This is a genomic window from Kitasatospora sp. NPDC028961 (genome assembly GCF_055564815.1).
The window spans coordinates 1-22,313 of the sequence record NZ_JBVHVO010000039.1; the positions used below are offsets into that span (position 1 = coordinate 1).

17 protein-coding genes are annotated in these 22,313 nt (G+C 68.3%); all 17 read right to left on the reverse strand.

Going from position 1 to position 22,313, the window contains the following annotated elements; all coding sequences use genetic code 11:
* Positions 1-941 (reverse strand): ABC transporter ATP-binding protein (locus tag ACZ4UX_RS34845; RefSeq protein ID WP_465709577.1); only part of this gene is annotated, 941 nt, incomplete at its 3' end.
* A complete protein-coding gene (locus ACZ4UX_RS34850) occupies positions 934-2,034 on the reverse strand; it encodes an ABC transporter ATP-binding protein (RefSeq protein ID WP_465709578.1) in 1,101 nt (366 codons plus the stop codon). The genes ACZ4UX_RS34850 and ACZ4UX_RS34845, both read right to left, overlap by 8 nt.
* Positions 2,035-2,049: 15 nt before the next feature.
* A complete protein-coding gene (locus tag ACZ4UX_RS34855; RefSeq protein WP_329489448.1) occupies positions 2,050-3,024 on the reverse strand; it encodes an ABC transporter permease in 975 nt (324 codons plus the stop codon).
* A complete protein-coding gene (locus ACZ4UX_RS34860; protein WP_329489447.1) occupies positions 3,017-3,961 on the reverse strand; it encodes an ABC transporter permease in 945 nt (314 codons plus the stop codon). The genes ACZ4UX_RS34855 and ACZ4UX_RS34860 overlap by 8 nt, the downstream gene beginning before the upstream one ends.
* Positions 3,962-4,054: 93 nt before the next feature.
* Complete coding sequence (locus ACZ4UX_RS34865; protein ID WP_465601953.1) at positions 4,055-5,704, reverse strand: peptide ABC transporter substrate-binding protein; 1,650 nt, start codon at positions 5,702-5,704, stop codon at positions 4,055-4,057.
* Positions 5,705-6,116: 412 nt separating this feature from the next.
* Complete coding sequence (locus ACZ4UX_RS34870) at positions 6,117-7,238, reverse strand: ABC transporter ATP-binding protein (protein ID WP_465709579.1); 1,122 nt, start codon at positions 7,236-7,238, stop codon at positions 6,117-6,119.
* On the reverse strand, positions 7,231-8,280 hold the full coding sequence (locus ACZ4UX_RS34875) for an ABC transporter ATP-binding protein (RefSeq protein WP_329489444.1): 1,050 nt from the start codon (positions 8,278-8,280) through the stop codon (positions 7,231-7,233). Before ACZ4UX_RS34875 ends, ACZ4UX_RS34870 begins: the two co-directional genes overlap by 8 nt.
* A 15-nt stretch (positions 8,281-8,295) precedes the next feature.
* Positions 8,296-9,210, reverse strand: a complete 915-nt coding sequence (locus ACZ4UX_RS34880; protein WP_465709605.1) for an ABC transporter permease — start codon at positions 9,208-9,210, stop codon at positions 8,296-8,298.
* 76 nt (positions 9,211-9,286) lie between these two features.
* On the reverse strand, positions 9,287-10,213 hold the full coding sequence (locus ACZ4UX_RS34885; protein ID WP_329489443.1) for an ABC transporter permease: 927 nt from the start codon (positions 10,211-10,213) through the stop codon (positions 9,287-9,289).
* A gap of 120 nt (positions 10,214-10,333) precedes the next feature.
* Positions 10,334-11,953: a peptide ABC transporter substrate-binding protein gene (locus ACZ4UX_RS34890; protein WP_359811957.1), complete on the reverse strand. Its 1,620-nt coding sequence runs from the start codon at positions 11,951-11,953 to the stop codon at positions 10,334-10,336.
* Positions 11,954-12,144: 191 nt separating this feature from the next.
* A complete protein-coding gene (locus ACZ4UX_RS34895; protein WP_352290013.1) occupies positions 12,145-13,164 on the reverse strand; it encodes an ABC transporter ATP-binding protein in 1,020 nt (339 codons plus the stop codon).
* Positions 13,157-14,206 carry an ABC transporter ATP-binding protein gene (locus ACZ4UX_RS34900; RefSeq protein WP_329489440.1) on the reverse strand — a complete coding sequence of 350 codons (1,050 nt, stop codon included), beginning with the start codon at positions 14,204-14,206 and terminating at the stop codon, positions 13,157-13,159. Before ACZ4UX_RS34900 ends, ACZ4UX_RS34895 begins: the two co-directional genes overlap by 8 nt.
* 19 nt (positions 14,207-14,225) lie before the next feature.
* Positions 14,226-15,164, reverse strand: a complete 939-nt coding sequence (locus tag ACZ4UX_RS34905; RefSeq protein WP_329489439.1) for an ABC transporter permease — start codon at positions 15,162-15,164, stop codon at positions 14,226-14,228.
* Complete coding sequence (locus tag ACZ4UX_RS34910) at positions 15,157-16,101, reverse strand: ABC transporter permease (protein ID WP_352290007.1); 945 nt, start codon at positions 16,099-16,101, stop codon at positions 15,157-15,159. Before ACZ4UX_RS34910 ends, ACZ4UX_RS34905 begins: the two co-directional genes overlap by 8 nt.
* A gap of 89 nt (positions 16,102-16,190) precedes the next feature.
* Positions 16,191-17,825: a peptide ABC transporter substrate-binding protein gene (locus ACZ4UX_RS34915; protein WP_465709580.1), complete on the reverse strand. Its 1,635-nt coding sequence runs from the start codon at positions 17,823-17,825 to the stop codon at positions 16,191-16,193.
* A gap of 430 nt (positions 17,826-18,255) precedes the next feature.
* Entirely contained in the window at positions 18,256-20,124 is a 1,869-nt protein-coding gene (typA, locus tag ACZ4UX_RS34920) for a translational GTPase TypA (protein ID WP_329489436.1), read from the reverse strand.
* A 317-nt stretch (positions 20,125-20,441) separates the two neighbouring features.
* Entirely contained in the window at positions 20,442-22,304 is a 1,863-nt protein-coding gene (locus ACZ4UX_RS34925; protein ID WP_465709581.1) for an ABC transporter family substrate-binding protein, read from the reverse strand.
* Positions 22,305-22,313 lie beyond the last annotated feature (9 nt).

A 22,313-nucleotide genomic window follows, 5' to 3' on the forward strand; every position in this document is an offset into this window, starting at 1 on the left:
GGCACCGCCAGCAGCGGGACCTCGGTGGCGCAGCGCTCCTCCGCCTTCCAGCAGCGGGTGCGGAACCGGCAGCCGGACGGCGGGTTGGCCGGCGACGGCAGGTCGCCGGTGAGCAGGATGCGCTCGCGCTGCTCCCGCCCGGTCGGGTCCGGCACCGGCACCGCGGAGAGCAGCGCCTGGGTGTACGGGTGGGTCGGGTGCGAGTAGATCTCGTCCTCCGTGCCGATCTCGACCATCGTGCCGAGGTACATCACGCCGACCCGGTCGGAGATGTGCCGGACGATCGAGAGGTCGTGCGCGATGAACATGTACGAGAGCTCGAACTCGCTCTGCAGCTGCTCCAGCAGGTTGATCACCTGCGCCTGGACGGAGACGTCCAGGGCGGAGACCGGCTCGTCGCAGATGATCAGCTCCGGCTTGAGCGCCAGCCCCCGGGCGATGCCGATGCGCTGGCGCTGGCCGCCGGAGAACTGGTGCGGGTACCGGTTGATGTACTCCGGGTTCAGGCCGACGACGTCCAGCAGGTCCTGGACGGCCTTGCGGCGGTCGCCCTTCGGCGCCACCTCCGGGTGGATCTCGAAGGGCTCGCCGATGATGTCACCGACCGTCATCCGCGGGTTGAGCGAGGTGTACGGGTCCTGGAACACCATCTGGATGTTGCGCCGCACCGCCTTCAGCCCGGCGCCGGAGAGCCGGGTGATGTCCTGGCCCTTGAACAGCACCTGGCCGGAGGTGGCCCGCTCCAGGTTCATCAGCACCTTGGCCAGCGTGGACTTGCCACAGCCGGACTCCCCCACGATGCCGAGCGTCTCGCCCTTCCTCAGCTCGAAGGAGATGCCGTCGACCGCCTTCACGGCGCCGACCTGCTTCTTGAAGACGATGCCCTGGGTCAGCGGGTAGTACTTGACCAGGTCCCTGACCTCCAGGATGGGCTCAGCCATGGAGGGTCTCCTTCCAGAAGTGGCAGGCGCTGCGGCGGCCCGGCAGATCGGCCCCGTCGGAGTCCAGCACCGGTACCAGCCGCGGGAGTTCGCTGCGGCAGCGGTCCGCCGCCCGGTCGCAGCGCGGGTTGAACGCGCAGCCCTCGGGGATCCGCAGCAGGCTCGGCGGCAGGCCCTGGATGGCGTAGAGGTTCTGGCCCTTCTGGTCCAGCCGGGGAATCGACCGGAGCAGGCCCTTGGTGTAGGGGTGGGCCGGCCGCGCGTACAGCTCGTGCACGGGGGCGGTCTCGACGATCCGGCCGGCGTACATCACGGCGATCTTGTCCGCGACGTCGGCGACCACGCCGAGGTCGTGGGTGATCAGGATCAGGCCCATGTTGAACTCGGCCTGCAGCTCGGCCAGCAGGTCCATCACCTGGGCCTGGACCGTGACGTCCAGGGCGGTGGTCGGTTCGTCCGCGATGATCAGGTCCGGTTCCAGGGCCAGCGCCATCGCGATCATGATGCGCTGGCGCATGCCGCCGGAGAACTGGTGCGGGTAGTCGCCGACGCGCTGCCTGGCGGCGGGGATGCGCACCCGCTCCATCAGCTCGACGGCCCGCTCCTTGGCCTCCTTGCGGGAGGCCCCCTGGTGCACCCGGAACATCTCGCCCAGTTGGTAGCCCACGCTCAGCACCGGGTTCAGCGAGGAGAGCGCGTCCTGGAAGATCATCGCGATCTTCCGGCCGCGGACCGCCCGCCGGGCCTTGGGGCTCATGGTGAGCAGGTCCTCGCCCCGGAACCGGATCGCGCCGGCGGTGATCTTCCCCGGGGGCATGTCCAGGATGCCCATGATCGCCTGCGCGGTCACCGACTTGCCCGAGCCGGACTCCCCCAGCACCGCCAGGGTCTCCCCGGCCGACACCGAGTAGCTCACGCCGTTGACGGCCTTGGCCACGCCGTCCCGGGTGTGGAACTCGATGTGCAGGTCGTCGACCTCCAGGAGCGGCGTTCCGGGCACCAGGTTCTCCCGGCCGCCGCCGATCACCTCCACGGCGTCCCGGCGCGGGGTGCCGTCCTTCGACTGCTTCGACAGCTTCGTCGTGTCACTCATCGTCCGCGGCCCTCCTCAGCGCAGCTTCGGGTCGAGGGCGTCGCGTACCGCGTCGCCGAGCATGATGAACGCCAGCACGGTGATGCTCAGCACCGCGGCCGGGAAGAGCAGCACGTGCGGCGCGGTCAGGAAGCGGGACTGCGCGTCGCTGATCATCAGGCCCCAGGAGATCGCCGGGGACTGGATGCCGATGCCGAGGTACGAGAGCGCGGCCTCGGCACCGATGTAGACGCCCAGGTTGATGGTCGAGACCACGATCACCGGGGCGACCGCGTTCGGCAGGATGTGCCGGGAGACGATCCGCCCGGTGCCGGCGCCGAGCGCCTTGGCCGCGACCACGTAGTCGTTGTGCTTGTTGGAGAGCACCGCCGAGCGCATCAGCCGGTAGATCTGCGGCCAGCCGAGGACGGCCATCACCGCGGAGACGGTCCAGGCGTTGCCCTTGCCCCAGGTGGACATGATCAGCATGCCGCCGAGCAGCAGCGGGATGGCGAAGAAGATCTCGGTGACCCGGGAGAGCAGGCTGTCCCAGATCCCGCCGATCCAGCCGGCCCAGAGGCCCAGCGTGCCGCCGACGGCGACCACCAGCGAGGTGGTCAGGATGCCGACGATGATCGAGTTGCGGGCTCCCCAGACGGTGCGGGTGTAGATGTCGCAGCCCTGGACGTCGAAGCCGAACCAGTGGTCGGCGCTGGGCCGCTTCAGCGAGTCGGACAGGTTGCAGAACCCCGCCGAGGTCGGGTCCCCGTCGGTGAACAGGCTCGGGGCGACGGCGAGCGCCACCATGAACAGCGCCAGGAACCCGCCGATCAGGAACAGCGGATTGCGCCGCAGGTCGTACCAGGCGTCGGTCCAGAGGCTGGCCACCCGCTCGTTGCCGGTCCGGCCGGCCTCGGCGTCCTTGGTGAGCACCGCGGTCCCGGGCGCCGCGGAGCCGGGCTGCTCGGGGATCGCCACCTTGGTGTCCTCGCTCTTCGTCGGCTCACTCATAGCGGATCCTCGGGTCCAGAACGGCGTACAGCAGGTCGACCACCAGGTTGGCGAACAGGTAGACGAGCACCAGGGCGCTCACGATGCCCACCACGATGGTGCGTTCGCGCAGGTAGACGGACTGGAAGAGCTGGTGTCCGACCCCGGGGATGTTGAAGATGCCCTCCGTGATGACCGCGCCGCCCATCAGCCCGCCGAGGTCCATGCCCAGGAAGGTGACGATCGGGATCAGCGCGTTGCGCAGGCCGTGCCGGACGACCACCCGCAGCGGGCTGAGGCCCTTGGCGACCGCCGTGCGGACGTAGTCCGCCCGCATCACCTCGATCAGGCTGGTCCGGGTGAGCCGCGCGATGTACGCCAGCGAGGTGGAGGCGAGGACGTAGGCCGGTAGCAGATAGGACCGGAAGCCGGCGTCCTCGTTGAACGAGACCGGGAAGAAGTCGATGCCGTAATCGGTGTTGAGCTTCACCCCGAGCACCAGTTGCAGCACGAAGCCGATCACGAAGACCGGGATCGAGATGACCATCAGGGTCGAGATCAGCACCACGTTGTCGATGAACTTGCCGCGGCGCAGGGCGGCGATCACACCCGCGGTGACACCCACCACCATCTCGATGACCAGCGCGGTCACGGCCAGGTTGATGGTGTACGGGAACGCCGTCTTCATGACGTCCACGACCTCGTTGCCGCGGTAGTCCTCCCCGAAGTCGCCCTTGAACAGGCCGACCAGGTAGTCCCAGTACTGGATGAAGAACGGGTCGTCCAGGTGGTAGCGGTCCCGCAGGACCGCGACGACGGCAGGGTCCTGCCGTTTCTCACCGGCCAGTGCCGTGATGGGGTCGCCAGGCAGCAGGAAGACCAGTGCGTAGATCAGGAACGTCGCGCCGAGGATCACAGGTATGGCCTGGATGATCCGGCGGACCACATAGCGGCCCATGCGGCCTCCTCGTGGTTCGGGGCACGCCCGTGACGGGCGGCGCGGGGGTTGCCCGCGCCACCCGTCCCGGCGTGCCGGTCAGCTGGATGTCGGTCAGGCCAGTTCGACGTTGGCCAGGTCCATCTGTCCCTGGGCGTTGACGTTCACGTTCTTGACGGTCTTGGTGTACGCCGCGGAGGACATGTAGGTGTAGACCGGGATGTACGGCAGGTCCTTGACCAGGATGTCGTCGGCCTGCTGGTAGAGCTTGATGCCCTCGGCGTCGGTCTTGGCCGCGTCCGCCTTGGACAGCAGGGCCTCGAACTCCTCGTTGACGTAGCCGCCGTAGTTGGACCCGTTGTCGATGGCGACCTTGGAGAAGATCGGCCGCAGGTAGTTCTCGATCGACGGGTAGTCCATCGACCAGGCCATCCGGAAGGCGCCGGAGTACTTGTGCTCGCCCAGCGCGGTGAGGATCGCGCCGAACTTCTCGAACGGCTTGAAGGTGACCTCGATCCCGAGGTTCGCCTTGAGCTGGTTGCCGACGGCCTCGATCCATTCCTTGTGGCCGCCGTCGGCGTTGTAGCCGATCTCCAGCGTGTTGCCGGGCAGGCCGCCGGCCTGGGCGAAGAGCGCCTTGGCCTTCGCGGGGTCGTACTTCGCGGCGTCGCCGAGCGCGCCCTGGCGGTACCCGGGAATGATCGGGTTGATGAAGTCGTCGGCGGGCTTGCGGGTGCCCGAGAAGATGGTCTTGGTGATCGATTCCCGGTCTATCGCCATCGAGATCGCCTTGCGGAGGTCCGGACTGGCGAATGCCGGATTCGTCGAGATCGGGAATCCGAGGTAACCGACGCCGGAATCCGGCTTGTAGATGTAGCGGTCGCCGAACTCCTGGGCGACGGTCGCCATCGCCGAGATCGGCAGCTTGTCGGTGATCTGGATGTTGTCCGCTCGCAGATCGTTGTACGCGGTGTCCAGCTTGTCGTAAATCTTGAACGTGACGGAATCCAGCTTGGCCTTTCCGTCGGACGCCGGGAAGTTCTCGAAGCGCTTCACCTTGATCTGCTTGTTGTGCTCCCACTTCCCGTCGATCTGGAACGCGCCGTTACCGATCGGCGCGTCCTCGAAGGCCTTCGGGTCGGTGAAGAACGCCTTCGGGAGCGGGAAGAACGCGTTGTAGCCGAGCATCGTCTTGAACTGCGAGAACGGCGCCTTGAGGGTGACGGTGAAGGTCTTGTCGTCGACGACCGCGAGGCCCTTGAGCTTGTCGGCGGTGGGCTTCTTGTCCTTGCCGGGGGCCAGCTCGTCGGAGCCGAGGATCTTGTCGAAGAACGGCAGGGCCTCCTGCGCGTTGTCCTGGTTGGCGCCGTAGTTCCAGGCGTCGACGAAGGACTGGGCGGTCACCTTCTCGCCGTTGTGGAAGGTGTAGCCGTCCTTCAGCTTGATCGTCCAGGTGGTGGCGTCCTGGCTCTCGATCGACTCGGCGACCCGGAGCTTGGGCGAGTTGTCCTTGATGTCGTAGTCGACCAGGCCCGCGAAGATCGCGTTGAGCACCTCGGCGCCCTCGGACTCGGAGGTGTTCTGGGGCACCAGCCCGTGCTGCGGCTCACCCAGCTCGACGCTGATCGAGCCACCCTTCTTGCCCGACCCGGCGCCGCTCGCCTCGCTGGAGGACTTCTTGTCGCCGCCCGTGCTGCAGGCGGAGATCGCGAGTGCGGTGCACGCCGCGAGCGCGGTCCAACGCATGGTCTTGGTGAGCCTCATTCAAGTGCCTCTCGATTTAGGGGCTTACGAACGAACGGCGCCTCGCCAGTCGGTGTGCCGGGCATGGCAAGGGTCGACATCTCAGGGCCGATCCGCACAGTTGGCGAGGTGACCACTGATACGCGCAGAGCAACTATCGATCACCCGACCCCTCCGGCGGAATCCGCCTCACATCTCTTTTCAATTACATACTCAGACCAAGTCATGACAATGCTCGCCAAATTCCGGCATATCGCACGTGGAATGCCGCGTTCCGGTTTCCGGATAACGAACAATAAGCTCCGGTATTCGATGCTTTACGGAGCGTAATGATCATTTTCGGGCCGGGAATTCCGGCGTTTCCGCAGGACAACGCGAGGGCGCGCCCTCCGGAGGGAGGACGCGCCCTTGGTGCGTGGTCAGGACAACTGTGTCAACTGGATTCGGGTGGGGGCTCCGGCGTGCCCGCCGCGCCCTCCCCGCCGTCCGGGCCCCCGCGCTCCGCCGCGAAGTGGCAGGCCGAGTCGTGCCGGGCGTGCCCGTCCAGCCAGGCCGGGGCGGCCAGCAGCGGCACCTCCACGACGCACCTGTCCCGCGCCTTCCAGCAGCGGGTGCGGAACCGGCAGCCGGACGGCGGGTTGGCCGGCGACGGTACGTCCCCGACGAGCACGATCCGGTCCCGGGACTCGCGCGCCGTCGGGTCCGGCACCGGCACCGCGGAGAGCAGCGCCTGGGTGTACGGATGCGTCGCGTGGTCGTAGATCTCCCGGTCGGAGCCGATCTCCACCATCCTGCCCAGGTACATCACGCCGACCCGGTCGGAGATGTGCCGGACGATCGAGAGGTCGTGCGCGATGAACATGTACGAGAGGTTGAACTCGCCCTGAAGCTGCTCCAGCAGGTTGATCACCTGCGCCTGGACGGAGACGTCCAGCGCCGAGACCGGCTCGTCGCAGATGATCACCTCCGGCTTGAGCGCCAACCCCCGGGCGATGCCGATGCGCTGGCGCTGACCGCCGGAGAACTGGTGCGGGTACCGGTTGATGTACTCCGGGTTCAGACCCACCACGTCCAGCAGGTCCTGGACGGCCCGGCGCCGGTCGCCCTTCGGCGCCACCTCGGAGTGGATTTCGTACGGCTCGCCGATGATGTCGCCGACCGTCATCCGCGGGTTGAGCGAGGTGTACGGGTCCTGGAACACCATCTGGATGTTGCGCCGCACCGCCTTCAGGGCGGAGCCGGAGAGCCGGGAGATCTCCTCCCCCTTGTAGCGCACCGATCCGCCGGTGGCCGGCTCCAGGTTCATCAGCACCTTGGCCAGCGTGGACTTGCCACAGCCGGACTCCCCCACGATGCCGAGCGTCTCCCCCTGCATCAGGTCGAAGCTGACCCCGTCGACCGCCTTCACGGCGCCGACGTGCTTCTTGAAGACGACGCCCCTCGTCAGCGGGAAGTGCTTGACCAGGTCCCGGACTTCGAGGATCGGCTCGCCGGGCCGCACGGCCTGCGCGAACGCCTCCTCCTTGGGCACCGCGGGCCCGAGCGGGCTAGCCATGGAGGGTCTCCTTCCAGAAGAAGCAGGCACTGCCCCGCCCGGCCAGCTCGCTGCCGTCGTCCGCGGTGACCTGGAAGAGCTCGGGCACCTCGGCCCGGCAGATGTCCTGGGCGCGCGGGCAGCGCGGGTTGAACGCGCAACCCGGCGGGATCCGCAGCAGGTTGGGCGGCAGCCCCTTGATCGCGTAGAGCTCCTGGCCCTTCTGGTCCAGCCGCGGGATCGAGTCCAGCAGGCCCCGGGTGTACGGGTGCGCCGGCCGCGCGTACAGCTCGTGCACCGGGGCGGTCTCAACGATCCGGCCCGCGTACATCACGGCGATCTTGTCCGCGACGTCGGCGACCACGCCGAGGTCGTGGGTGATCAGGATCAGCCCCATGTGGAACTCGGCCTGCAACTCGGCCAGCAGGTCCATCACCTGCGCCTGCACGGTCACGTCCAGCGCGGTGGTCGGCTCGTCCGCGATGATCAGGTCCGGTTCCAGGGCCAGCGCCATCGCGATCATGATGCGCTGGCGCATGCCGCCGGAGAACTGGTGCGGATAGTCGTTGACCCGCTCCTTCGCCGCCGGGATGCGCACCCGGTCCATCAGCTCGACGGCCTTGGCCTTGGCCTCCTTGCGCGACGCCCCGTGGTGGGCCCGGAACATCTCGCCGAGCTGGAAGCCCACGCTCAGCACCGGGTTCAGCGAGGAGAGCGCGTCCTGGAAGATCATCGCGATCTTCTGGCCGCGGATCTTCCGGCGCTCCTCCTTGCCCATCGTCAACATGTCCCGGCCCCGGAAGCGGATCTCGCCCTGCGGGATGCGGGCCGGGGGCATGTCCAGGATGCCCATGATCGCCTGCGCGGTCACCGACTTGCCCGAACCGGACTCCCCCAGCACCGCCAGGGTCTCGCCCGCCCGGACGCTGTAGTTGACCCCGTTGACCGCCTTCGCCACGCCGTCCCGGGTGACGAACTCCACGTGCAGGTCCCGGACGTCCAGCAGTGGCCCCTCGTAGGGCGTCTCCCGCTGGGGCTTGCCGGTGTCGACAGCTGTGGTCACGATGAGTCCCCTCGCTCAGCGAAGCTTCGGGTCGAGGGCGTCGCGCACCGCGTCACCCAGCATGATGAAGGCCAGCACGGTGATCGAGAGCGCCACGGCCGGGAAGAACAGCACGTACGGGGCCGTCCGGATGACCTTCTGGGCGGAGGCGATGTCGATGCCCCAGGAGATGGTCGGATCCTGCAGGCCGATGCCGAGGAAGCTCAGCGTGGCCTCGGTCGCGATGTAGCCGCCCAGCGCGATGGTGGCGACGACGATCACCGGTGCGATCGCGTTCGGCAGGATGTGCCGGAACATCAACCGCCCGGTGCTCGCGCCGAGCGCCCGGCCGGCCACCACGTAGTCGGACTGTTTGACGGTCAGGACGGCCCCGCGCATGACGCGCGCGATCTGCGTCCAGCCGAGCACCGCGAGGGCGATGACCACGCTCCACACCGTGCGGGCGGAGAACGCGCCCAGCAGGACCAGCGCGCCGAGCAGCAGCGGGATGCCGAAGAAGATGTCGACGATGCGGGAGATCACGGCGTCCACCGCGCCGCCGAAGTACCCGGCGACCATCCCGGTCAGCCCGCCGAGCAGGGTGACCCCCAGGGTCACGAAGATGCCGACGGTGATCGAGGCGCGGGCCCCGTAGACCACCCGGGCGTAGATGGACCGGCCCTGGCCGTCGTAGCCGAACCAGCCGGCGCCGAAGAAGTCCGACCAGTCGGGGCGCTTGAGGTAGTCGTTGACCAGGTCGGCCTTGCGCGGATCGGCGTCCGTGAAGGCCCAGGGGAAGATCGCCATCACGACCAGCAGGAGGATCAGGATCGCCGAGATCAGGAAGATCGGCCGGCGCCGCAGGTCCCGCCAGGCGTCGCCCCACAGGCTGCGGGCCTCCTCCCGCTTGGCCGGATCGCCCTCGACCAGGGTCTCCTGCTCGACCGCCATGCCCTGCTCGCCGGCGTAGTCCAGGTGGTCGAGGCCCGGGGCCGCGTGCGGCTTGAACTCGCCCTCGTCATGCAGGTCAGGCATAACGGATCCTCGGGTCCAGGACCGCGTAGAGCAGGTCGACGATCAGGGAGGCGACCAGGTAGACGATCACCAGGACGGTCACGATGCCGACCACGGTGGGGCCCTCCTTCTGGTTGATCGCCCGGTACAGCACGTTGCCGATGCCCTGGACGTTGAAGATGCCCTCCGTGACGATCGCACCGCCCATCAGCGCGCCCAGATCGGTCCCGAGGAAGGTGACCACTGGGATCAGCGAGTTGCGGAGCAGGTGGCGGGTGATGACGGTGCGCCGGGGCAGGCCCTTGGCGACCGCCGTGCGCATGTAGTCCGCCCGCAGGTTCTCCCCGATCGAGGTCCGGGTGAGCCGGGCGACGTAGGCGAGGGAGAGCGATCCCAGCACGATCGCGGGCAGGATCAGCTGGGAGAGGTCCTTGGAGTCCTGCACGGTCGGGGTGACCCAGCCCAGGTTGGTCGCGAAGATCGTCTGGGCGATGTAGGCCAGCACGAACACCGGGATCGAGATCACCACCAGGGTCAGGACCAGCACCAGGGTGTCCTGGACGCTGCCGCGCCTGAGGCCGGAGACCAGGCCGAGCGCCAGCCCGACGATCAGCTCGAAGGCGAAGGCCATCAGCGCCAGCCGGATGGTGACCGGGAAGGCGTCCGCCATGATGTCGGTGACCGAGCGGCCGGTGAAGCTCGTCCCGAAGTCGCCCTGGAAGAGGTTCCCCATGTAGTGCAGGTACTGCTTCCACAGCGGCTGGTCGAGGTAGTACTTGTGCTTCAGATTGGCCACCACCGCCGGGTCTGCGGCCTTGTCCCCGAAGAGCGCCGCGACCGGGTCCCCGGGCAGCGTGTAGACCATCAGGAAGATCAGGAATGTGGAGCCGAAGAACACCGGGATCATCTGCAGCACCCGCCGCAGCACATAACTTCCCATCCGAGCCTCCTTCCTAGGTGACTGGTCGGCCCGTGACCGGGTGCGCAGGGCCGCGTGGGGGTCGAGTGCCCGGGCCCCGCCCTCCGTGCGGGGAGGGCGGGGCCGGCGCGAGGGGCTGGATCAGCCCTTGACCTCGACCTGGGTCCAGGCCGGGTTGCCGAAGGAGTCGAACTTCACGTTCTGGACGTTCGCCGAGTAGCCCGAGTTGGTGCGGTAGTACCAGAGCGGGATGGCCGGCATGTCGTTCGCCAGCACCGTCTCCGCCTTCTGGTAGCCCGTCACGGTGTCCGCCACGCTCGCCGCCTGGTCCGCCTCGGTGGCCAGCTGGTCGAACTGCGGGCTGCTGTAGCCGAAGTCGTTGGACGCGGCGCCGGTGCGGTAGACGTCGGCCATGAAGTTGGCATTCAGCGGGTAGTCCTGCACCCAGCCGGTGCGGAAGGCGCCGTTGATCTGGTGCCCGGTGATCGCCGCGCGGGCGGTCTTGAAGTCGGGCTTCGGGTCACCCACGCAGTCCACGCCGGTGCTCTGCCGGATCGAGTTGCAGACCGCGTCCACCCACTCCTTGTGGCCGCCGTCGGCGTTGTAGGTGATCGTCAGCTTGTTGCCGGGGACGCCGCCGCCCTCGGTGATCAGCTGCTTGGCCTTGGTGGCGTCGAAGGTGCAGTTGTCGCCGCACTGGCCGGCCTTGTAGCCCTCGACGCCCTCGGCGACCCACGCGGAGGCCGGCTTGCGCGAGCCCTGCAGCACGGTCTTGGTGATGGTGTCGCGGTCGATCGCCATCGACAGCCCCTGACGGACCTTCGCCTTGTCCGGGCCGGCCCAGTCCGGCTGGTAGAGCGTGAAGCCGATGTTCTGGATCGCGCCCTGCGGCGAGTCGATCGCCCGGTCCCCCAGGTCGCTCTTGTACGTCGCCAGCGCGGACGGCGGCACCTGGTCCATCACGTCGAGGTTGTTGGACTGCAGGTCCGCGTAGGCGGCCTCGGACGTGTTGTACATCTTGAAGACGATGCCGCCGTTCTTCGGCTTGTCCACGCCCTGGTAGTTCGGGTACGCCTTGGTCACCACCTGCTGGTTGTGGCTCCAGCTGACGAACTGGTAGGCGCCGTTGCCCACCGGCTTCTGCCCGAACCCGGTCGGGTCGCTGAAGAAGGCGGTCGGCAGCGGGGAGAAGGCGATGTAGCCCAGCTTGTACTCGAAGTACGAGACCTTGGTGTGCAGCTTGATGGTGAAGTGCGTGTCGTCCACGACGGTCAGGCCGGACATCGCGGTGGCGGTCGGCTGGCCGCTGGCCGGGTGGACGTCCTGGTAGCCCTCGATGTCCGAGAACCAGGAGCTGTTGATCTGGTTGTTGCTGGTGGTCGCGCCCCAGTTCCAGGCGTCGACGAAGTTCTTCGAGGTGACCGGGGTGCCGTCGTGGAACGTCCAGCCGGTCTTCAGGGTGACGTTGAAGGTCTGCGAGTCGCTGGTCTCGATCGAGTCCGCGACCTGCATCCGGATCTTCGCGTTGCTGGGGTCGTAGTCCACCAGCCCCTTGAACAGGTTCTGCAGGATGCGGCCGCCGCCGGTCTCGTTCGCGTTCGCGGGCTGCAAGGGGTTCTGCGGCTCACTGCTCTGGTAACTGAAGGTCTTGCCGCTGTCCGACGAACTACTGCCTCCGCCGCTACTGCTGCACCCACTGGCCACCAGGGCCACAGATGTCGCAGCGGCGAGGACCCATCGAGCGCGAGTGGCTGCGGGCATGGAGGTCCCTCCTCAAGGTGTGTGTCGCATCACACCCCATGAGAAGCGCGGTGGCCCGGCGGCGCGAGCCAGGTACCCCCGGACGGGTGCAGCGGACCCCGCCCGGGGTTGACGCCGCCACAGGAGCGCGAAACGCCGGAAGGGCCCGCGGCTTCGACAGCCGCGGGCCCTTCCGGGGAACGCCTCGGGGATCAGACGGCGGCGGCCGTCTCCCGGACCTCGGCGAAGTGGCAGGCCGACTCGTGGGCCGCCGCGCCGCTGAGCGTGCTGGGCACCGCCAGCAGCGGGACCTCGGTGGCGCAGCGCTCCTCCGCCTTCCAGCAGCGGGTGCGGAACCGGCAGCCGGACGGCGGGTTGGCCGGCGAGGGGATGTCGCCGGTCAGGATGATCCGGTCCCGGGACTCGCGCGCCGTCGGGTCCGGCACCGGCACCGCGGAGAGCAGCGCCTGGGTGTACGGGTGCGTGGCGTTCTCGTAGATCGCCTCGTCCGTGCCGATCTCGACCATCTTGCCGAGGTACATCACGCCGACGCGGTCGGAGATGTGCCGGACGATCGAGAGGTCGTGCGCGATGAACATGTACGAGAGCTCGAACTCGCTCTGCAGCTGGTCCAGCAGGTTGATCACCTGCGCCTGGACGGAGACGTCCAGGGCGGAGACCGGCTCGTCGCAGATGATGATCTCGGGCTTGAGCGCGAGGCCGCGGGCGATGCCGATGCGCTGGCGCTGGCCGCCGGAGAACTGGTGCGGGTACCGGTTGATGTACTCCGGGTTCAGGCCGACGACGTCCAGGAGGTCCTGGACGGCCTTGCGGCGGTCGCCCTTGGGAGCCACCTCGGGGTGGATCTCGAAGGGCTCGCCGATGATGTCGCCGACCGTCATGCGCGGGTTGAGCGAGGTGTACGGGTCCTGGAACACCATCTGGATGTTCCGGCGGACCGCCTTCAGGGCGGAGCCGGACAGCTTGGAGATGTCCTCGCCCTTGAACAGCACCTGGCCGGAGGTGGCCCGCTCCAGGTTCATCAGCACCTTGGCCAGCGTGGACTTGCCACAGCCGGACTCGCCGACGATGCCGAGCGTCTCGCCCTTCATCAGCTCGAAGGAGATGCCGTCGACCGCCTTGACCGCGCCGACCTGCTTCTTGAAGACGATGCCCTGGGTCAGGGGGTAGTGCTTGACCAGGTCCTTGACCTCCAGGATGGGCTCAGCCATGGAGGGTCTCCTTCCAGAGGTGGCACGCGCTGCGGCGGCCGGTGAGCTCCGTGCCGTCCTTGTCGGTCACCTGGTGCAGCTTCGGGATCTCCGTGCGGCACTGGTCGGTGGCGACGTCACAGCGGGGGTTGAACGCGCAGCCGGCCGGGACCTTCAGCAGGTTCGGGGGCAGGCCCTTGATCGCGTACAGCTCCTGGCCCTTCTGGTCCAGGCGCGGGATGGAGCGGAGCAGTCCCTTGGTGTACGGGTGCGCGGGGTTGGCGTACAGGTCGTGGACCGGGGCGGTCTCGACGATCCGGCCGGCGTACATCACGGCGATCTTGTCCGCGACGTCGGCGACCACGCCGAGGTCGTGGGTGATCAGGATCAGGCCCATGTTGTACTCGGCCTGCAGCTCCGCGAGGAGGTCCATCACCTGGGCCTGGACGGTGACGTCCAGGGCGGTGGTGGGCTCGTCGGCGATGATCAGGTCGGGCTCCATGGAGAGCGCCATCGCGATCATGATGCGCTGGCGCATGCCGCCGGAGAACTGGTGCGGGTAGTCGCCGACGCGCTGCTTGGCGGCGGGGATGCGCACCCGCTCCATCAGCTCGACGGCCTTGGCCCGGGCGTCCTTCTTGGACATGCCCTTGTGCACCCGGAACATCTCGCCGAGCTGGTCGCCCACGGTCATCACGGGGTTCAGCGAGGAGAGCGCGTCCTGGAAGATCATCGCGATCTTCTGGCCGCGGATCAGCCGGCGCTGCTCCTCCTTCATGGCGAGCATGTCCTCGCCGCGGAAGAGGATCTGGCCCTGGCTGATCTTGCCGGGCGGCATGTCCAGGATGCCCATGATGGTCTGGGCGGTCACCGACTTGCCGGAGCCGGACTCACCCAGCACCGCCAGGGTCTCACCGGCGGACACGGAGTAGTTGACGCCGTTCACGGCCTTGGCGACGCCGTCCCGGGTGTGGAACTCCACGTGGAGGTCACGGACCTCCAGCAGCGGGGTGCCGATTTCGAGGCGGCCGCTCTTCTGGTTCTTCTCGATCACGGTGGTCATCGGGTCGTCACCTCTTCTCTCAGCGGAGCTTCGGGTCGAGGGCGTCGCGCACCGCGTCGCCGAGCATGATGAACGCCAGCACCGTGACGCTCAGCACCGCGGACGGGAAGAGCAGCACGTGCGGGGCGGTCAGGAAGCGGGGCTGGGCGTCGCTGATCATCAGGCCCCAGGAGATCTCCGGGGACTGGACACCGATGCCCAGGTAGGACAGCGCGGCCTCGGCACCGATGTACACACCCAGGCTGATCGCGGAGACCACGATCACCGGCGCGATGGCGTTCGGCAGGATGTGCCGGAAGGTGATCCGGAAGCTGCCGGCGCCGAGCGCCTTGGCCGCCATCACGTAGTCGTTGTGCTTGTTGGCCAGCACGGAGGCGCGCATGATGCGGAAGATCTGCGGCCAGCCGAGCACGGCCATCACGACGGAGACGGTGTAGGCGTTGCCCTTGCCGAGCATCGACATGATCAGCATGCCGCCGAGCAGCAGCGGGATGGAGAAGAAGATCTCGGTGAAGCGCGACAGGATGCTGTCGACCATGCCGCCGACCCAGCCGGCCAGCAGGCCGAGCAGGGCGCCGATCACGGTCACCGTGGTGGTGGTGAGCACCCCGACGATGATCGAGTTGCGGGCACCCCAGATGGTGCGGGTGTAGACGTCACAGCCCTGCACGTCGAAGCCGAACCAGTGCTCGGCGCTCGGGCGCTTCAGGGAGTTGGCCAGGTCGCACGCGTCGCCCGAGAGCGGGCTGCCGTCGGTGAACAGCTGCGGCACGGCGGCGATCACCAGCAGGGCGGAGACGAGCACCGCGCCGATGATGAAGACCGGGTTGCGGCGCAGGTCGCGCAGTGCGTCGGACCAGAGGCTGGCGACGCGCTCGGGCTTCTGCTTCTTCTCCGGCGCGGCCTTCGGGGTCTTGTCCTCGGGCGCCTCGCTGCCCACGGTGATGGTGTCACTCATAGCGGATCCTCGGGTCGAGCACGGCGTACAGCAGGTCCACGAGCAGGGTGGTGATCAGGTAGATCATCACCAGCAGGGTGACCATGCCGACGATCACCGTGCCCTGCTTCTGGTACACGGACTGGGCCAGCAGGCCGCCGATGCCGTGCATGTTGAAGATCTTCTCGGTGATGACCGCGCCACCCATCAGACCGCCGAGGTCGGCACCGAGGAAGGTGACGATCGGGATCAGCGCGTTGCGCAGGGCGTGGCGGCCGATCACCCGACGGCGCTTCAGACCCTTGGCGACCGCGGTGCGGACGTAGTCCGCGCGCATGGTCTCCATCAGGCTGGTGCGGGTCAGTCGGGCGACGTACGCGAGCGAGGTCGACGCCAGCACGAAGGCCGGCAGCAGGTAGGCCCGCAGTCCGTCCTCCTCGTTGAAGGAGACCGGGAAGAAGTCGACGCCGTAGTCGGTCTTGAGCTTCACGCCCAGCACCAGCTGCAGCACGAAGCCGGTGACGAAGACCGGGATGGAAATCACGAACAGCGTGCTGATGAGCACCAGCTGGTCGATGAACTTGCCCTTGCGCAGGGCCGCCATGACACCCGCCAGCACGCCGATGACTGCCTCCATGATGAAGGCGACCAGGGCGAGGTTGACGGTGTACGGGAACGCCTCGCTGATCATGTCGGTCACGGAGCGACCGGTCAGGCTCTCGCCGAGGTTCCCCTGGAAGACCCCTGAGATGTAGTTCCAGTACTGCAGCAGGAAGGGGTCGTTCAGGTGGTACTTCTGGCGGATCATCTCCGCCACGAGCGGGTCGGCTCGCTTCTCACCGGCCAGCGCCTGCACCGGGTCACCGGGCAGGTAATGAACCAGGGCATAGATCAGCAGAGTCGCACCGAGCAGGACAGGGATCGCCTGTATCAGTCGGCGGATGACATAGCGGCCCATCAGACCTCCACACTTTCAAGCAAGGAAGGGAGGCGGGAGGACCGGGACTGTAGTCCGGTCCGCCCGCCCCCATTCGTCTGACTACCGGATCAGCCGGCGAGCTCGACCTCGTCCAGGTTCATACGGCCCTGGGCGTCGGTGTCGAAGTTCTTGATCTTCTTGCTGTACGCGGCGGAGGACATGTAGGTGTACACCGGGATGTACGGCAGGTCCTGCACCAGGATGTCGTCGGCCTGCTGGTACAGCTTCTGGCCCTCGTCCTGGGACTTCGCCTGGTCGGCCTGGTTCAGCAGGTCCTCGAACTTGTCGTTGACGTAGCCGCCGTAGTTCGAGCCGTTCTCGATCGCGACCTTGGAGAAGATCGGACGGAGGTAGTTCTCGATCGACGGGTAGTCCATCGACCACGCCATGCGGAAGGCGCCCGAGTACTGCTTCTCGCCCAGCGCGTCGAGGATCTTGCCGAACTTCTCGAACGGCTTGGTGGTGACCTCGATGCCCAGGTTCTTCTTCAGCTGGTTCGCGACGGCCTCGATCCACTCCTTGTGGCCACCGTCGGCGTTGTAGCCCAGCTCGATGGTGTTGCCGGGAACACCGCCGGCCTGGTCGAAGAGCGCCTTGGCCTTGGCCGGGTCGTACTTCGCCGCGTCGCCCATGGCGCCCTTGCGGTAACCCGGGATCAGCGGGTTGATGAAGTCGTCGGCCGGGACGCGGGTGCCCGAGAAGATCGTCTTGGTGATCGCCTCGCGGTCGATCGCCATCGAGATCGCCTTGCGGATCTCCGGCTTGCCGTAGGTGGCCGGGTTGGTGGCGATCGGGAAGCCGATGTAGCCGACGCCGGACTCCGGCTTGTAGATGTAGCGGTCGCCGAACTCACCCTTGACGCTCGACAGGGCCGAGATCGGCAGCTTGTCGGTGGCCTGGATGTTGTCGGCGCGCAGGTCGTTGTACGCGGTGTCCAGGTTGTCGTAGATCTTGAAGGTGACGCCCTGGAGCTTCGCCTTGCCGTCCGAGGCAGGGAAGTTCTCGTAGCGCTTGACCTTGATCTGCTTGTTGTGCTCCCAGGCGCCGTCCATCTCGAACGGGCCGTTGCCGATCGGCTTGTCGGCGAACGTCTTCGGGTCGGTGAAGAACGCCTTGGGCAGCGGGTAGAACGCGTTGTAGCCCAGCATGGTCTTGAACTGGGAGAACGGCTGCGTCAGGGAGACGGTGAAGGTCTTGTCGTCGACGACCGTGAGGCCCTTGAGCTTGTCGGTGGTCGGCTTCTTGTCCTTGCCCGGGGCCAGGTCCTCGGAGCCCTCGATCTTGGCGAAGAACGGCAGGCCCTCGGCCGCGTTGTCCTGGTTGGCGCCCCAGTTCCAGGCGTCGACGAACGACTGGGCGGTCACCTTCTCACCGTTGTGGAAGGTGTAGCCGTCCTTCAGCTTGATCGTCCAGAGCTTGCTGTCGGCGCTCTCGATCGACTCGGCGACGCGCAGCTTCGGCTCGTTGGTCTTGTTGTCGTACTCGACCAGGCCGGCGAAGACGGCACCGAGAACCTCGGCACCCTCGGACTCCGCGGTGTTCTGGGGAACCAGACCGTGCTGCGGCTCGCCGAGCTGGACGGCGATGGTGCCGCCGCCGGAAGAGGCCTTGTCACTGCTCTTCGAGCTGGTGCTGCAAGCGGTCGCCGCGAGGGCGATAGCGGTCGCCGCGACGATCCACTTGGTCTGGGTTGCACCGCGCATGGGGGATGCCTCCTGAAATCGACTTTCCAACGAGGAGAGCACCACGGTCGGCTGACGCCGCTTCCGTTGTGCCGTCCGCGCTCGTGGTTTCGGCGCGCACCCCTGCGCGTTAACCCTTGACCCGAGCCTGACTGCACCCACTATCCGTCACGCACGGACACGAAAGTGACCACTAGCGATCTCAATTAGGTCACATGAACGGTCGGTAAGTTTCGAAAATCGGACATAAGAGACATACTCAGACAGGCATCAAACGGACAGTCGTCATGAATGACGGACTGTCACGTTCGCTCAGCGGACACCTTGCTGTGTTAAGCGATATTCCGTTTATACGCGCGTCGACAGCATGGAGTAGTGAAAACGATCGCCCCCCTCTCCGTTGGAAAGGGGGGCGATCGATTCAGGCCAAAGGGCGCTCAGAAGGAAGTGATCACGCCTTCTTGGCGCGCGAAGCCGTGCGGCCGCGCTCCTTCTGGTCCAGGACGACCTTACGGATGCGAACCGTCTCCGGAGTCACCTCGATGCACTCGTCCTCGCGGCAGAACTCCAGCGACTGCTCCAGCGAGAGCTTGCGCGGCGGCACCAGGTTCTCGGTGGTGTCGGAGGAGGCCGCACGCATGTTGGTGAGCTTCTTCTCCTTGGTGATGTTGATGTCCATGTCGTCCTGGCGCGAGTTCTCGCCGACGATCATGCCCTCGTACACCTCGGTGGTGGGCTCGACGAAGAGCGTGCCGCGCTCCTGGATGCCCATCATCGCGAACGGCGTCACGACGCCCGCGCGGTCCGCCACCAGCGAGCCGTTGTTGCGCATCCGGAGCTCGCCGAACCACGGCTCGTGGCCCTCGAAGATGGAGTGCGCGATGCCGGTGCCGCGGGTGTCGGTCAGGAACTGGGTCCGGAAGCCGATCAGGCCGCGCGACGGGACGATGAACTCCATGCGGACCCAGCCGGAGCCGTGGTTCGTCATGGTCTCCATGCGGCCCTTGCGGGTCGCCATCAGCTGGGTGATCGCGCCGAGGTACTCCTCGGGGCTGTCGATGGTCATCCGCTCGACCGGCTCGTGGGTCTTGCCGTTGATGACCTTGGTGACGACCTGCGGCTTGCCGACGGTCAGCTCGAAGAGCTCCCGGCGCATGGTCTCGACCAGGATGGCCAGCGCCAGCTCGCCACGGCCCTGGACCTCCCAGGCGTCCGGACGCTCGGTCGGCAGCACGCGGAGCGAGACGTTACCGATCAGCTCGCGGTCCAGGCGGTCCTTCACCATGCGGGCGGTGACCTTGTGGCCCTTGCCGCCCTTGCCGACCAGCGGCGAGGTGTTGGTGCCGATGACCATCGAGATGGCCGGCTCGTCCACCGTGATCAGCGGCAGCGCGATCGGGTTCTCCAGGTCGGCCAGGGTCTCGCCGATCATGATGTCCGGGATGCCCGCGACGGCGCAGATGTCGCCGGGGCCGGCCACCTCGGCCGGCTTGCGGGTGAGCGCCTCGGTCATCAGCAGCTCGGTGATCTTGACCTGCTGGATCGAACCGTCACGCTTCATCCACGCGACCTGCTGGCCCTTGCGCAGCTCGCCCTGCTCGACGCGGCAGAGCGCGATGCGGCCGAGGAAGTTGTCCGCGTCCAGGTTGGTGACGTGGGCCTGGAGCGGGGCGTCCTCGTCGTAGGTCGGGGCCGGGACGGCCGACAGGATGGTCGAGAAGAACGGCTCCAGCGAGTCGCTGTCGGCCGGGACGCTGCCGTCCTCCGGCTTGGTCATCGAGGCGACGCCGTCACGCGCACAGGCGTAGACGATCGGGAACTCGATCTGCTCCTCGGTCGCGTCGAGGTCCAGGAAGAGGTCGTAGGTCTCGTTGATGACCTCGTCGATCCGGGAGTCCGGACGGTCGGTCTTGTTGATGCAGAGGATCACCGGGAGCTTGGCGGTGAGCGCCTTGCGGAGCACGAAGCGGGTCTGCGGCAGCGGACCCTCGGAGGCGTCGACCAGGAGAACGACCGCGTCCACCATGGACAGACCGCGCTCGACCTCACCACCGAAGTCGGCGTGGCCGGGGGTGTCGATGATGTTGATCGTGATCGGGGCGCCACCCTCCTTGGGGTGGTACTTCACGGCGGTGTTCTTCGCGAGAATGGTGATGCCCTTCTCGCGCTCCAGGTCGTTGGAGTCCATCATGCGGTCATCGAGGTGCTGGTGGGCGGCGAAGGCACCGGCCTGCTTCAGCATGGCGTCGACCAGAGTGGTCTTGCCGTGGTCGACGTGGGCGACGATGGCAACGTTGCGGATGTCATTGCGCGTGGGCATGCTGAGCGGATTCTCCCGGAATCGTGGGTTTCGGCGCCCGGCTGCGTGACGCCGACCGGCGATCCGTTGTGATCACCGCCGCCCGTTCCGCCTGCTACTACCGGTCCACCCGCCGGGCAGGACATGCCACGGCTTCCTCCTATCGTACGGGGAACCCTCCAGGTCGGCAGAAACGGGCAGGTCGGGCGGGATCAAGATCACAAGTGGATCACCGGCACGCCACCCGGCCGACGCCGTGCCGGGGCCTCCCGGTCACGCCCCGCCGGGCCCGGCCGGGCCGGGCGTCGTCCGCGTGGTCCGCCCCGCCCCGCGCACGGTCAGGGGGCGAGGAACCCCACGTCCTGGAAGCGCGGCCGGCCGAAGCCCCAGGCGCCCGCGCCCGCCACGTCCGACCGGACCGCGACCAGGTCCGGCCGCTGGTAGAGCGGTACCGAGTGGCCCAGCTGCCAGATCCGGGTGTCGGCCTCCTGGAGCAGGGCCAGGTGGGCGGCGGGGTCGAGTTCGGCGGCCGCGCGGTCGAAGAGGCGGTCGATCTCCTCCGTCCCGGCGCGGCCGTAGTTGCTGCCGGCCTCCAGGGCGCCGTCCGCGCCGGGGCGCGGCTTGGCGTAGACGGCACGCTGTTCGACCGCCGGGTGGGGTCCGGCCGGCCAGGAGAACAGGGCGAGGTCGTAGTCGCCGGTCGCCAGGTGGTCCCGGACGAAGGCCTCGGCGGGCGCCGCCACCGTCCGGAGCGCGATGCCCGCGCCGGCGAGGTCGGCGGTCAGCGCGTCGGCGGTGCGCCGGGCCGTGGCCGAGCCGGCCGGGACCAGCAGGGCGAGGGCCAGCTCCCGGCCGTCCCGGACCCGGGTGGCGCCGGCCGCGGGCCGCTTCCAGCCGGCCGCGTCCAGCAGCCGGCCCGCGTCCGCCGGGCCGAGCGCGGCGCTGTTGTCCCGGTAGCCGTCCTGGTCACCGGCGAACAGGTGGCTGCCGAGCGGGGCGGCGGCGAGACCGAGCGGGGTGAGCGCGGCACCGGCGACCCGGCGCCGGTCGACCGCGCGGGCCAGGGCGAGCCGGACGGCCGGGTCGGTGAGCGGGCCGCGGGCGGCGTTCAGGGTGAGCTCGGTGAGCGCGGCCGCGGCGGCCCGGTGCACGGTGACGCCGGGCAGGGCCTCCGCCCGCCGCAGCGCCCGGTCGGCGGCCTCCGGCGCCGCGGCGGGCGGGGCGGCGGGGGTCGCGGACGCGGTCGCGACCGGGGACCCGGAGCCGGAGGCGGCCCCGGACACGGAGGCGGACGCGGCCTGGGTGGGCGGAGCGGCCGGGGTGGAGCCGGCCCGGTCGACCGCCGCGGTGAGCGAGGCGATGTCCAGCCGGTCCTGGTCGAGCGCGTCCAGCCGGCCCTCGGCCGGGACCACCAGGAAGTCGATCCCGTCCGCCTTCGGCCGGTCCCCCCACCAGTTCGGGCTGCGCACCAGGCTCACCCGCCCGCCCGCCGGGTCGTACCGGGAGAGCCGGAACGGACCCGCCGTCGGCTCCGGCCCGTCGGTCAGCGGCCGGTTGAACGCCGCCGGGGAGCCGGTCACCGCGGCCGGGTAGAGCGGACCGAACAGGGCGCGCCACTCCGCGTACGGCCGCCGGAAGGTCACCTTCACCTCGTGCGGGCCGGCCCCCTGGGTGATCGAGTCGATCGCGTCGTACCCGGCCGGACGGTTCCCGGCGTAGGCCGGGTCGAGGCCGGAGAGAGCGGCCCGCTGCGCGCCGAAGTCGGCGGCCGAGAGCGGGGTGCCGTCGCTCCAGACGGCCTGCGGGCTGAGCCGGTAGGTGACCACCTGCGGCTGCTGTCCGGGCGGGGTGCACTCGGCGGACTCCAGGTAGTCCGGGTCGGCGACCGGCCGGCCGTGCTCGTCCGGCCGGAACAGCGAGGGGTAGAGGGCGTGGGCGAGCAGCGCGCTGTCGGCGGTCGCGGCCGGCTGGTAGACGTTGAGCGTGGCCGGCGCGGCGTCCAGCGCCCAGCGCGGCGTGCCGCCCTCCCGGACGGCGGCACGGTCAGGCGGGCCGACGTCCCCGGTGACGGCGGTGGGTGGGGCCGGTACGGGAGCCGGTGCCGGCGGGCGGGCCGGGGCCGGGCCTCCGGAGCAGCCGGCCAGGGCGCCGGTGGCGAGCAGCAGCGCGGCGGCTGCGGCGGTGAGCTGGCGGACGCGCATGGCGGCCAT